General features: G+C 65.7%; 6 protein-coding genes. 4 read left to right on the top strand and 2 right to left on the bottom strand.

All coding sequences use genetic code 11. From position 1 onward, the window contains the following. The first annotated feature begins 66 nt into the window (after nt 1–66). Nucleotides 67–1032, top strand: coding sequence for a TAXI family TRAP transporter solute-binding subunit (locus KCX70_RS20795; RefSeq protein WP_212618683.1), 966 nt, complete (start codon nt 67–69; stop codon nt 1030–1032). A gap of 123 nt (nt 1033–1155) precedes the next feature. Next, complete coding sequence (locus KCX70_RS20790) at nt 1156–3708, top strand: TRAP transporter permease (protein WP_212618682.1); 2553 nt, start codon at nt 1156–1158, stop codon at nt 3706–3708. Between the two features lie 109 nt (nt 3709–3817). Here the strand turns inward: KCX70_RS20790 and KCX70_RS20785 are convergent, their stop codons facing one another. Then, a complete protein-coding gene (locus tag KCX70_RS20785; protein WP_102846832.1) occupies nt 3818–5512 on the bottom strand; it encodes a Na/Pi cotransporter family protein in 1695 nt (564 codons plus the stop codon). Nucleotides 5513–5668: 156 nt separating this feature from the next. After that, nucleotides 5669–6556 (bottom strand): cache domain-containing protein, encoded by an 888-nt coding sequence (locus KCX70_RS20780; RefSeq protein WP_102846833.1) that lies wholly within the window; start codon nt 6554–6556, stop codon nt 5669–5671. Between the two features lie 224 nt (nt 6557–6780). On the opposite strand from KCX70_RS20780, the gene recC reads away from it, so the two are divergent. Together recC and recB are read left to right on the top strand one after the other, a co-directional pair. Next, the gene (gene recC / locus KCX70_RS20775) at nt 6781–10092 is read left to right on the top strand and encodes an exodeoxyribonuclease V subunit gamma (RefSeq protein WP_212618681.1); all 3312 of its coding nucleotides are present in this window, start codon (nt 6781–6783) and stop codon (nt 10090–10092) included. Beyond that, nucleotides 10089–13637 carry an exodeoxyribonuclease V subunit beta gene (gene recB / locus KCX70_RS20770; RefSeq protein WP_212618680.1) on the top strand — a complete coding sequence of 1183 codons (3549 nt, stop codon included), beginning with the start codon at nt 10089–10091 and terminating at the stop codon, nt 13635–13637. Before recC ends, recB begins: the two co-directional genes overlap by 4 nt. Nucleotides 13638–13997 lie beyond the last annotated feature (360 nt).

Raw genomic sequence — 13997 nt, 5'->3', positions numbered from 1 at the left:
CACTTCTCGCCCCTGGCTCACGAGGCCGTGCGAGACAATCCAAAACAACCAATAAGGAGTGAATCCATGAAAGGCAAATCCTTGGCATGGATATTTTCCGCCGCTTTGGCGGGAACTGGGCTGGGCGGTGTGGCTCAGGCACAAGAGCAATTCGTGACCATCGGTACCGGTGGCCAGACGGGCGTCTACTACGTCGCTGGTCAGTCGATCTGCCGTTTCGTCAACCGTAACGCCGAGGATCTGAAGTGCAATGCGCCCGCCAGCGGTGGCGGCGTGGCCAACGTCAACGGCCTGCGCAGCGGCGAATTCAACTTCGGCATCATGCAGTCGGACCACCAGTACAAGGCGATGAAAGGCCTGGAGCCGTTCAAGAATGAAGGCGCGATGGATGACATCCGTGCGGTCTTCTCGCTGCAGAGCGAAGTCTTCACCGTGCTGGCGCGCCGCGACGCCAACATCAAGGGCCTGGACGACCTGAAGGGCAAGCGCGTCAACATCGGCAACCCCGGTTCCGGTCAGCGTGACACCCTCGAAGAAATCATGGCCGAGAAGGGCTGGGACAAGTCGGTCTTTGCCCTCGCCGCCGAACTCAAACCGGCCGAGCAGGCCAGCGCACTGGGCGACAACAACATCGATGCGATGACCTACTTCGTCGGTCACCCCAACGGTGCGATCCAGGAAGCCACCACCACCGTCGACGCCGTTCTGGTGCCCATCACCGGCCCGGAGATCGACAAGCTGTTGTCCGAGAAGAGCTACTACACCAAGGCGGAAATCCCTGGTGGCATGTACAAGGGCAACGACAGCGCCACGCCTTCGATCGGTGGCAAAGCCGTTCTGTCGACCACCTCCAAGGTGGACGCTGACGTGGTCTACAAGCTGGTCAAGTCGGTGTTCGAGAACCTCGAGCGCTTCCAGCGCCTGCATCCGGCATTCAAGGACCTGAAAGCCGAAGACATGATCAAGGTCGGCCTGTCCGCACCCTTGCATGAAGGTGCCGTGCGTTACTACAAGGAACGTGGCTGGATGTAACGGCCTTCTAGGCTTGCTGCACCGATGCGGCAAGTCTGCCGTACGCGGCTTTCGCCTGAGAACCCGTGAGCGTATGCCACGGGTTCTCGCGGTTTCCGTTACCTGAAAAACAGGCCTCATTTCATGCAAGACAAATCACTTTCCACGGAAGAGCTGATCGCCAAAGACGTCGGCGGGCGCATCCCCGAAGGCGCCATGGCCAAGCTGATTGCAGCGCTGGCGCTGCTCTGGTCGCTGTTCCAGCTGTGGATCGCTTCGCCGCTGCCCTTCATGCTGCGCGTCGGTGTGTTCAACAACACCGAGGCCCGGGCGATCCACCTGGCGTTCGCGCTGCTCCTGGCCTTTCTCGCCTACCCTGCGTTCAAGCGTTCGCCACGCGACCGCGTTCCGCTGGTTGACGTCGCACTGGGGCTGATCGCCGCTGCCAGTGCCAGCTATCTCTACTTCGCCTACGAGCAACTGGCCCAGCGTCCCGGCAACCTGACGACCATGGATCTGGTCACCGCCTGCGTCGGCATTCCCCTGCTGCTCGAAGCGACCCGCCGTGCACTCGGCCCGGCGCTGGCGGTCATCGCCCTGATCTTTCTCGGCTACAGCCTGGCCGGTCCGTACATGCCCGGCCTGCTGGCGCACCGTGGCGTGAGCTTCACGGCCCTGGCCAACCACCAGTGGATTACCACTGAAGGCGTGTTCGGCATCGCTCTCGGTGTGTCCACCAGTTTCGTCTTTCTGTTCGTCCTGTTCGGTGCGCTGCTCGAACGTGCCGGTGCCGGTCACTACTTCATCCAGCTGGCTTTCAGCATGCTTGGCCATTTCCGGGGCGGACCGGCCAAGGCGGCGGTCGTGGCTTCGGGTATGACCGGACTGATTTCCGGATCCTCGATTGCCAACGTGGTGACCACCGGCACCTTCACCATTCCGATGATGAAGCGCACCGGTTTCTCGGCCGAAAAGGCCGGCGCGGTGGAAGTGGCCTCCTCGGTGAACGGCCAGATCATGCCGCCCGTGATGGGCGCCGCGGCGTTCCTGATGGTCGAGTACGTGGGCATTCCCTATGTCGAGGTGATCAAGCACGCCTTCCTGCCGGCGCTGATCTCGTACATCGCGCTGGCCTACATCGTTCATCTCGAGTCGCTCAAGCTGGGTCTCACCGCGCTTCCGCGGGCCAACGTGGCCAAGCCATGGATGCAGCGTCTGATCGGGTTCGTCTTTGGCGTCGCGTTGATTTCAGGCATTTCGCTGGCCGTTTACTACGGCCTCGGCTGGTTGAAGCCGGCCTTGGGCGACGCGGCGATCTGGGTAATCGGAGCGCTGTTGGTGGCGGTGTATCTGGGCCTGTTGAAGGTCGCCGCGAGCAACCCGCCGCTGCCACCGGAGGATCCCAACGCACCGCTTGAAAAACTGCCGGAAACCCGTCCTGTTCTGCTGTCCGGCCTGCATTTCCTGCTGCCGGTGGTGGTCCTGGTCTGGTGCCTGATGGTCGAGCGGTTGTCGCCCGGGCTGTCGGCGTTCTGGGGCTCGGTGATCCTGATCATCATTCTGTTGACCCAGCGCCCGCTGCTCAGCTGGATGCGCCGTGATGGTACCCATCAGCACGGTACCTTCATGGATGGCATGGTCGACCTTCGCGAGGGCCTGATCGCCGGCGCGCGCAACATGATCGGTATCGGCATTGCCACGGCGGCGGCGGGCATAATCGTCGGTGCGGTGTCGCAAACCGGTGTCGGCCTGGTGCTCGCCGATCTGGTCGAGCTGCTGTCGATGGGCAACCTGATGCTGATGCTGCTGCTCACGGCATTTCTCAGCCTGATCCTCGGCATGGGCCTGCCAACCACCGCCAACTACATCGTGGTGTCCAGCCTGCTGGCGCCGGTGGTGGTGGCGCTGGGGCAGCAGAGTGGCTTGATCGTGCCGCTGATCGCGGTGCACCTGTTCGTCTTCTACTTCGGCATCATGGCCGACGTCACGCCTCCGGTGGGCCTGGCCTCGTTCGCCGCTGCCGCGGTGTCCAAGGGTGATCCGATCAAGACCGGCGTGGTGGCGTTCTACTACAGCCTGCGTACCGCTGCTTTGCCGTTCCTGTTCATTTTCAATACCGACCTGTTGCTGATCGACGTGGACTTCTGGCACGGCGTGGTGATCTTCATCATCGCGACCTTGGCGATGCTGATATTCGCCGCCGGCACCCAGGGGTACTTCCTGGTCCGCAGCCGCTGGTATGAAAACATCCTGTTGCTGCTGATCGCCTTCACCCTGTTCCGTCCGGGCTTCTGGATGGATATTGTGCACGACCCTTACCGCGACATTCCGCCCGCGCAACTGGTGCAGGCGCTGGAAATGGTCGATGAGGACAGCCAGCTACGGCTGCGTATCCGCGGTGAGGATGCCGTTGGTGACGTGCGTGACTTCAGTCTGCTGGTCGCGATTCCGGACGGCGAAACCGGCGAAGAGAAGCTGGAAAAGCTCGGCCTGATGACCTACGAACAGGACGGCAAGGTGCTGATCGACAGCGTGACCTTCGGCAGCCCCGCCGCCGAACTGGGTCTGCAGTTCGACCAGGAGATTCTCGCCGTGCGCGCGCCCACCGATCGCGTAGCCAAGGAATGGATGTGGCTGCCGGCGCTGCTGCTGTTCGCCCTGGTGGTCTGGATGCAACGGCGGCGCAAGCGCGAGTGATCGCACGGCACCGCTAACCCGACCCCGGCCATGCCTCGCATCGCCGGGGTTTTTTTCGCATCGACGTGAGAGCTGTTCGAGCCGCGTTTGGTCGTCGGCTCGATGCGGGTCAGGCCGGTTTGCCGGGCGGCAGTTGCGGGTCCGTCAGCCGAGCGTCAAGTGTGGTCTGGGAGTCGTTCGTCACGCGCGTCCGCCCGCTGCCGGAGCTCTCCAGCGCCGCATAGGCCGCGCTGCAGAACAGGGAATTCAGACGTTTCATGTCGGCGATCAACTCCAGATGCGCGGCGCTGGTTTCGATGCTCTCCACCACTTGTTGATGCAGGCGATGCACGTGGGCATGGGCCAGCTCTCGCTCACGCTTGCGGAACTGGCGCTTCTGCTGCAACAGCTGGCGGGCACTGTGCGAGTCCCCGGACAGAAACACCGACAGGCCCAGGCTCAGGTTGGCGCTGAGCAACGCATGCAGCTGGCTGAGTTCGTCCAGGCCGCGATCGGAAAAGGATCGGCGCTTGGAAATCTTCAGGTTCTGCACTTTGCCGAGCATGTGCTCGATGATGTCGCCGGCCTGCTCCAGGTTGATTGCCAGCTCGATGATCTCCGCCCAGCGTCGGCTTTCCTGTTCGGCCAGGTCCTCGCGCGGCATGCGCGCGAGGTATAGCTTGACCCCGCTGTAGAGGGCGTCGACGTCATCGTCCAGGCGGCGGATCTCTTCCCCCGGCTCCGGGCGGTCCTCTCGCAGGGCCTCGAGCAGGCGCGCCAGCATAGTTTCCACCAGATCGCCGATGCGCAGGGTTTCCCGGGTGGCATTGGCCAGCGCCAGGGTCGGTGTGTCCAGCGCCGTGGGGTCGAGGTGACGTGGCTGGGCGATACCCCCATCGAGTACGCGTTCCGGCAGCAGGCGCTCGCAAAGCCGAGCCATCGGCCCCACCGTGGGAAGCAACAGCAGGCAGCGCAGCACGTTGTAGGTCAGGTGAAAGGCGATGACCTGGGTCTGCCCGCTGAGGCCGAGCGTCGCCATCGCCTCGACCAGCATCGGCAGGAACGGCAACACGGACAGCCCGGCGAGCTTGTACAACAGATTACCCAGCGCCACTCGGCGCGCGGGTACCGGTTGCGGCGTCGCGTTGAGCCAGGCGAGCAGGCCGCTGCCGACGTTGGCCCCAATGACCACGCCGAGTGCCACGGGCAGGCTGATCAGGCCGGCGCTGGCCAGTGTCGCCGTGAGCAGTACGGCGGCCAGGCTGGAATAGGAGAGCAACGCGAAGACTGCGCCCACGACCACTGCGAGCAGGGTATCGCCAGCCAGGGAGGAGAACAGTACGCGCATGCCGCGCGCCTCGGTGATGGGCTCGGCGGTGGCGACGATCAGTTGCAGCGCCAGGATAATCAGGCCGAGACCGATCAGCACACGCCCCAGCTGGCCGGCACGGGTCTGTTTGCGCGATAGGAACAGGCAGACCCCGACCAGCGTGAACAGCGGAGACAGCCATGACAGATCCAGCGTCAGCACACGCGCCATCAGGGCGGTGCCGACATCGGCGCCAAGCATGATCGCCAGGGCGGTGGGCAGCGCCATGAGTCCCTGGGCAACGAACGAGATCGCCAGCAGCGCGGTGGCGTTGCTGCTTTGCACCAGCGCGGTGACGCCGAGCCCCGCTGTGAACGCCAGCGGCGCATTGGCCATGCTGCGGCCCAGCAACCGCCGCAAGTGCGAACCATAGACTCGCATGATGCCGGTGCGCACGATGTGCGTGCCCCAGACCAGCAGCGCGATGGAGGACAGCAAGTGCAACAGCGTCAGCATCAGGCACGGCCTCCGATAAGTGAATGATCCAATGCTTACGGCACCCACCGCGCCTGGGGCTATGCAGGGCGGTGGGTTATATAACGTGGACCATCTTCGGCAGTCGGCCGTTCACGACGCTGTCACATCAATGGCATCGCTGGCGCGGTGCGTCGCTCAGTTCGACGAGTAGTAGCCGACGCCGAGCAATACGTCATTTACCCGGCGGATCAGGGTGTGCTTCTTCTCGACCGCGTTGGTAGCCGGGTTGCGCCAGACGTAATCGACCGTGCCGGTGCCCTTGTCCTTGGCCAGCGCAATCATCTGCTTGAACAGCGGCGTACCGGCGGCATCGGTGATTTCCCGCACATCGACGCCGACCAGGTTGGGCGAGGCGCCGCTGGCACGGTATTTACCGTCGTCCAGGCCGATGGCGAAGACGTACTCGTCGTTCATCACGAAGCCACCCTGTGGATCGTTGAACGCCTTGAACGCAGCCTCGCCGCCCGAGCGTTTGACCAGCGCGACCGCTTCGTCGAGCATCTTTTGCGCCTGCTCGGCGGACGAGCGCGGGATGTAGTAGCCCACCGCGATGATCCGGTCGCCGACCTTGCGGTACAGGCTGGTCTTGTTCTCCACCTTGTTATCGGCGGGATTGCGCCAGTGGTAATTGACCTGGCCGCTGTCGGCGGTTTTGGCACCTTCGACGATCTCGCGGATGAAGGGCGCGCCGGCGGCGTCCTTGAGACTCATCACGTTGAGTCCGACCAGCGCGCGTGAAGCGCCGTTGGCCAGCATGGTGCCGTCCGTGTCCAGCACGAAGACATAGTGCTGGCCATCGACGAAGCCGCCCTGATCGTCGTTGAACGCGGCGAGCGCCTGATCCGGCCCCTTGGCCTGTAGATGTGCGGCGGCGCGGTCGAGCAGAGCGCTGGCCTGGCGCGCATGGCTACGTTCGACCGAGCCCTTGGTCGGGGCTGCATCGCTGGCGGCGTAGGTCAGCGGGCTGGCGCAGAGGGCTGCGCCCAGTGAAAGGATCAGCAGGTTCCGGTTATTCAGCTTCATTGATTTGCTCCTGGCCTGAGGCAGGCGAAAGGCTGCAGAGATACTTGGGGTCTGCCTGCTATGGAATATCCTATGGCGCGTAGGGGGATTGATATTGATCACAAGGACCGTTGGGTTCCTGCGAAAGGAGTAGGAAAAAACGCCGCACCGGCGATCGGCGGCACGCCCCGCGAGCTCGCCGGAACTTGCTACCCTCTGCCGCTGATCCAGCCGAAGTTGCCGCCATGCTCAATCTCTACCACGCCCCCGACCTGGAAACCCTCGGTGAACTGGCCACGCGCCTGCTCGCCCAGCCGCTCGCCGACCCCTTCGCCCCGGCGCGGGTGGTGGTGCCGAGCCAGGGCATGGGGCGCTGGCTGACGCTGGAGCTGGCGCGCAAGCAGGGCATCGCCATGCAGCTGGACATGCAGCTGCCGGCGAAATTCGTCTGGGACCTGAGCCGCACCGTGCTGGGCAGCTTGCCGGAGCAGTCGGCGTTCTCGCCCACCACATTGACCTGGCGGGTCTACGGCTGGTTATGCGAGCCGGCCAACCTCGAGATGGCGCCGCGCCTGGCGCAATACCTCGATAACGGCGATGAGCGCCGGCGGCTGTCGCTGGCGGCCAAGATCGCCGACGTCTTCGATCAGTACCTGCTCTATCGCGACGACTGGCTGGCCGCCTGGGAGCGCGGCGAAACCCTCGATCTCGGCCCGGACGAAGCCTGGCAGGCGCTGCTCTGGCGTGAGCTGACCAAGGACGGCCATCCGCATCGCGCGCGGCTGCTCGGCGACCTGCTGCAACGCCTCTATAGCGACGAACCCTTGCCGGGCTTGCCCGAACGCTTGCTGGTGTTCGGCATCAGCAGCCTGCCGCCGCACCACTTGCGCGTGCTCGACGGCCTGGCACGACATATCGACGTGGTTGTCTGCGCGCTCAACCCGAGCCGCGAGGCCTGGGGCGAGATACGTGATATCCGTGAGTTGGCGCGGCAGCCCGAGAGCGGCGCTGACGATTGGTATCTGGACGTCGGCCATCCGCTGTTGGCCAGTCTCGGCAAGCAGGGGCGCGACTTTTTCGATTCGCTGTTCAGCCTCACCGCCAGCGAAGGCAGCCAGGAATTCGGCCTGTATTCCGAGGACGAAGACCTGCGCGACGACAGCCTGCTGCACGCGTTGCAGAACGACATCCTGCGCCTGCGTACCCGGCAGCCCGATGAGCGCATCACGCTGACCGAGAAAGACCGCTCGCTGGAAGTGCATATCGCCCACTCGCCGCTGCGCGAGGTGGAGATCCTCCATGACCAGTTGCTGGCGCGCTTCGCTGCCAACCCGGCGCTGACGCCCGATCAGGTCGTGGTGCTGACCCCCGACATCGAACGCTACGCGCCCTTCATCGAAGCCGTGTTCGCCCCGCGCGAGGGCCGTCCGCGGATTCCCTACAGCCTGGCCGACCGCAGCCTGCGCGCCGAAGTGCCGCTGATCGAGGCCTTCCTTGAGCTGCTACTGCTGGCCCAGAGCCGCTTCGCCGCCGAAGAAATCCTCGCCTGGCTGGAGCAGCCGGCCATCGCCCGTCGCGCCGGTATCGAAAGCGAAGACCTGCCGCTATTACGCGACTGGCTGCGCGAAGCCGGTGTGCGCTGGGGCCGCGACGGCAGCCAGCGTGCCCGTCTCGGTCTGCCGGACGAATCGGCCTTTACCTGGCGCCAGGGGCTGGACCGGTTGCTCCTGGGCTTCGCCGCACCGCCGCAACTGGCCGGGGACAATGCACCGTTGCTCGGCGAACACTGGCCGCTGGATGCGCTGGAAGGCGCCCGTGGGCAGTTGCTCGGTCGGTTGGTGGGGTTCGTCGAACGTCTCGGCGTTCTGGCCGACCAGCTGGCCCGGCCGCGTCCGCTGGCTGAATGGGCGGACGATCTGCAAGTGCTGATCGACACCCTGTTCGACGAGCGTGAAGCGGGCGACACGCTGCTGCTGTTATCCCAGGCCTGCGCGGCATTGCGTGACCAGGCCCAGGCCGCTGACCTGACGCGGCCCATCGAGCTGGAGCTGGTGCATCAGCAGCTCAGCGCCGCGCTGCAACAGGGCGGTGGCGCCTCGGGCTTTCTCACTGGCGCGGTGACCTTCTGCACCATGGTGCCGATGCGCAGCTTGCCGTTTCGCGTGGTCTGCCTGCTCGGCCTGGACGATGGCGCCTTCCCACGGCGTACGCCGCCGTCGGGCTTCGACCTGATCGGCCGGCATCCACGCCGTGGTGACCGGGCGCGGCGTCTGGACGACCGTTATCTGCTGCTGGAAACCCTGCTCTCGGCGCGCGAGGCGCTGTACCTGTCCTACGTCGGCCGCGACCCGCGCGACAACGCCGTGCTGCCGCCATCGGTGCTGCTCAGCGAAGTGCTGGAAGCCGTCGACCTGACTGCCGTCTGCGGGAGCGGGCTTGCCCGCGATCCTGCCAGCACCGATGCCTCGCAGCCGAAACAGCCCAAGGCCAGCGAGAAGATTCTCGTCGCGCATCCGTTACAGCCGTTCTCGCCGCGCAACTTCGGCGACGCGCCCTGCGCCGGGTTCTCGCTGCCCTGGTTCCGCGCCGCCCAGCGCCTGGCCGAACCGCCGCTGACCCAGCCGCAGCCATTCGCCAGCCTGCTCGCCGAGCCTGACGAAGCCTGGCTGACCATCGAACCCTCACAGCTTTTGCAATGCTTCCGCCATCCGCCGCGCTTCCTGCTCGAGCAGCGCCTCGGTCTGCGCCTGGCCGACGATCAGGAATCGCTCGCCAGCGACGAGCCGTTCGATCTGGAAATGCCCGCCTGGAATGGCCTGCGACGTCTGTCGCTGCAAGCCATGGAGCACGGCTGGAGCGATGAAAATGAACGCCGAATGGCCTGTGCCGCCGGCTGGTTGCCGACGGGCGAATTGGGTCAGGCGCTGTGGGGAAAGCTGCGCGGGCCGGTGCGGGCGTTCGCGCCGCGGCTGTTTGAACTGCGCCCCGAGGCGGTGCCTGAGCCGCTGCCAGTGGACATCACCTTGGCGGGCGTGCGCATTCATGGTTGGCTCGACGGCGTGACCCCGGCCGGGCTGTTCAGTTGGAAGCTCGGCAAGCTCGGCGAATGGGACCTGCCGCCGTTCTGGCTGCGTCACCTGCTGCTCAACCTGTCCGCGACGCCCGGTATCGAGCGCCACAGCCTGATGCTGTCGCCGGCCGGCGACTGGCAACTCGGGCCGCTGGCCAATGCCGCCGAGCTGCTCGAACCCTGGCTCGCGGCCTATCGCTGCGCCATCCGCGAGCCGCTGCCGCTGTTACCGCGCAGCAGTCATGCCTTTGCCCGCGGCTATCGCAAGCCGAGCCGTGGCAGTGAGCCGCTCGACTGCGCCCGCAAGCGCGCCCGCGAAGCCTGGCTCGGCGCCGAATTCAGCCCCATCGCCGCCGAATCTGTGGACCCCTGGAATGCATTGGCCTTCCGTGATCGCGATCCGCTGGACGAGCGCTTTGAAACGCTGGCTCAGGAATTGATCGGCCCGGCGCTGGACGCGTTGGCTGAGGAAGAGGAGGAAGCATGAAACTCGACCTGCTCGACTCGCCCTTCGATGGTCGCTCGCTGATCGAGGCCAGCGCCGGCACCGGCAAGACCTGGACGCTCACCGCGCTCTACGCGCGTCTGCTGCTGGAACGGCGGCTGTCGGTGGGACAGATCCTCGTGGTCACCTATACCACCGCCGCGACAGCCGAGCTGCGCGAACGCATTCGTGCGCGTTTGGCCGATCTGCTGGCGGTCTATGACGGTACGCCGAGCGATGATGACTTCCTCAATCGCCTGCATGCGCGCTACCCGGACGAAGCCTCGCGCCGACGCCTGCTGCTGGCCGTGCATGGCTTCGACGAGGCGGCGATCTTCACCATCCACGGCTTCTGCCAGCGCGCTCTGCAGGACGCGGCCTTCGAGGCCGGTGGCGATTTCGACAGCGAGCTGACCGCCGACGACCGCGAGATCATCGATGCGCTGCTGGCCGATGCCTGGCGCAGCGAACTGGCCGACGCCGATCCGGCCTGGGCGCGCTTCCTCGCCAAGAGCCGCATCACGCCCGTGTGGTTGCGCCAGCGCCTGCGTAGCCACCTGGGCAAGCCCTACCTGCGGGTCGAGCCACAGGGGGCGCCGGTCGCCGCCGATTTGCGTCCGGTTGAAGCCGCCTGGCAACGTGCCGCTGATTTATGGAAAAGCGCGGGCACCGCCTGGGTCGGCGAATTGCTGGCCCACGGCGGGCTCAGCCAGAGCACGCACAAGTCCATCAAGTTCGCGCCCTGGCAGGCGGAGCTGGATGCCTATTTTGCCGACCCGGCGGTGATGTTCGACCTGCCCGAGGGCGCGGCCAAGTTCGGCGTGCGGGCCTTGAGCAAGGCCTGCAAGAAGGGCCATGACGCGCCCGTCTGCGAGCTGGCCCATGCGCTGGACGAACTGGCCGATCAGGTCGCCGAGGCGCTGCCGGCCGGCAAGCAACGGCTGATCGCCTTGCAGGTTGCGCTGCTGGAGCGGCTCAACCGTGAGCTGCCCGAGCGCAAGGCGGCGCAGCGGCTGCTGGCCTTCGACGATCTGCTCAATCGCCTCGATCAGGCGCTGCAGGGCCCGGTCGGTGAAGACCTCGCGGCCTCGCTGCGCGCCACCTATCCGCTGGCGCTGATCGACGAATTCCAGGACACCGATCCGATCCAGTACGCCATCTTCAACCGCATCTATGCCAAGGCCAGCGAGGCGTCGCTGTGCTTCGTCGGTGACCCCAAGCAGGCGATCTATGCCTTCCGCGGCGCGGACCTGGCGACCTATATGACGGCCAAGCTGCAGGCCGATCGCGAGCCCTTCAACCTGCCGACCAACTACCGCTCCACGCCCGAGCTGATCGCCGCACTGAACCAGCTGTTCGACCATCCGCAGCCGTTCGCGCAGGGCGATCTGCGGTACCCGCCGGTGGGCGCCGCACAAAAATCGCGCGCGCAACTGCGCTTGGTGGATGAGGGCGAGGCGGCGCCGCTGTCGCTGGTCTGGCTCGGTGACGATCCGCTGGGCAAGGGCGAGGCCGCACAGTTGGCCGCGAGCGACACCGCGCGGCGTATTGCCCTGCAACTGGCGGGCGCCGCCGAAGGTCAATCAGGCTTCGACGAGGATGGCCAGTTCGTCCCGCTCAAGGGCGGCGATATCGCCGTACTGGTGGCCAGTCATCGGCAGGCCGGGATGATTGCCGAAGAGCTGGCCGCGCGCGGCGTGCCCAGCGTGCGTCGGGGCCGCGACAGCGTCTGGCGCAGCGAAGAAGCCAGCGAACTGGCCGCAGTGCTCGCCGCCTATGCAGAACCCGGTCGCGAAGGATTGCTGCGCTATGCGTTGGCCACACGCCTGCTGGGCCGCAGCGCTGCCGATCTCGCTCGCTGCCAGGACGATCAGCAACAGTGGGACGCCGAACGCGAAGCCGCTGAACGCTATCACCAGCTCTGGCAGCAGCAGGGTTTCATGCGCGTGTTTCGCGCCTGGCTCGACGAGCAGGCGGTGGCTGAGCGGCTGCTGGCGCGGGTGGATGGTGAGCGGCGGCTTACCAATCTGCTGCATCTGGGCGAATTGTTGCAGGCTGAGAGCCTGCTACGGCCGGGGCTGGAGCCGCTGCTTGCCTGGTTCAATGCCCAGCGCGGCAGCGAAGGCGCCGGCGAGGAGGCCCTGCTGCGCCTGGAAAGCGATGCCGAGCGGGTGCAGATCGTCACCATCCACACCAGCAAGGGCCTGGAATACCCGTTGGTGTTCTGCCCGTTCCTATGGGACGGCAAGCTGCTCGGCAAGAACCGCGACAGTGCCCGTTGCCACGATGCGAGCGGCCAGCCGCTGCTGGACCTGGGCAGCGACGCTCTGGAAGACAATCTCGAACGTGCCCGGGAAGAGGTCTTCGCCGAGCAGCTGCGCCTGGCCTATGTCGCCCTGACCCGCGCCCGCGATCGGCTCTGGTTGCACTGGGGGCCTGTGAATCTGTGCAAGCCGAAGAAGGACGGCAGCCTGGCTGAGGAAGGTTTGCACACCAGCGCACTGGCCTGGCTGCTGCACGGTCGCGAACTGCCGGGTGAGCAACCGTTGAGCGAGTTGGGTAGTCATCTGGCCGACCTCAACGGCGGCAGCCTGCGCCTGGCCATCGAACGGCTGGTGCAGGGGGGCGGCGGCCATATGGCCTGCCTGCCGCTGGAATCGCGCGAGGCCAGCGCCCAGGGACCGGGACGGGCGGCGCCGCCCGAGCGGCTGTCGCAGCTCAACCGCAATCTCTATAGCGCCTGGCGCATCGGCAGCTTCTCGGGTCTGGCGGCCGGCATGCATATGGAGGCACCGGACCGCGACGCCCTGGCCATCCCCGATGCCGGCGAGCCGGGCAGCGGTTTCTTTGCCTTTCCCCGTGGTGCGCGGGCGGGTACCTGCCTGCACGCCATCCTCGAAGACTGGGCGCGCGGCAAGGGCGAACTAGAGGCGCTGGTCGAGCCCGCATTGCAGGCCTACGGCCTGCCGCTGGAGTGGAGGGAGATCGCCACGAGCCATTTGAAAAAGGTGCTCGAAACCGATCTGGACGGCGCCGGACTGACCCTCGCCGCGCTGCAATCGGCCAGGCGGTTGCCCGAGCTGGGCTTTACCTTTCCGGTGCAGGACCTGGACGTGGCGCGGCTGCGCAACCTATTGACCGATCCGGCCAACGGCCTCTCCGAGCCTCTGCGCGAGGCGGCGGCGCGGTTGGAGTTCGACAGCCTCAAGGGCTTTCTCAAGGGTTTTATCGACCTGACCTTCGAGCACGACGGCCGCTGGTACATCGCCGACTACAAGTCCAACTGGCTCGGCCCGGACGCCAGTTACTACGGCGGCGGGCGGCTGCTGCAGGCGCTCGCCGGTGAGCATTACTACCTGCAATACCTGATTTATCTGGTCGCACTGCGGCGCTTCCTGCGCCAGCGCCTGGCGGATTTCCGCGACGCGCAGCTGGGCGGTGCCTTCTACCTGTTCCTGCGCGGCATGCCCGAAGCCGGCGTGTATTTCGCACGGCCGGACGATGCGTTGCTCGATGCACTGGATCGGTTGTTCGAGGTGGGGCGGTGATGTCGCTTATTCGCGGTCAAGACCGCTCCCACGGGGTGCGTGTGGTGGGCTGGCTGTGGGCGACTGGGTTGATTGGTTGGGAGCGCGGTGGTGGCGCTTTTTCGCGGTCGAGACCGCTCCCACAAGGAGCATGTGGTTGGTTGGCTATGGGCGATTGGGCTGATGGTTTGGAACGCGGTGGTGGCGCTTTTTCGCGGGCGAGACTGCTCCCACAGGGTGCGTGTGGTGGGCTGGCTGTGCGCGACTGGGCTGATTGGTTGGGGTGGGCGGTGATGGTGTTTTTTCGCGGACAAGACCGCTCCCACGGGGTGGGTGCGGTGGTTTCGCGGCCATGCTTTCGTGGGAGCGGTCTTGACCGCG

The sequence above is a fragment of the Stutzerimonas stutzeri genome, from assembly GCF_018138085.1.
In the GTDB taxonomy this organism is placed as follows: domain Bacteria; phylum Pseudomonadota; class Gammaproteobacteria; order Pseudomonadales; family Pseudomonadaceae; genus Stutzerimonas; species Stutzerimonas stutzeri_AI.
This window is presented reverse-complemented; position numbering and strand designations above follow the sequence as displayed.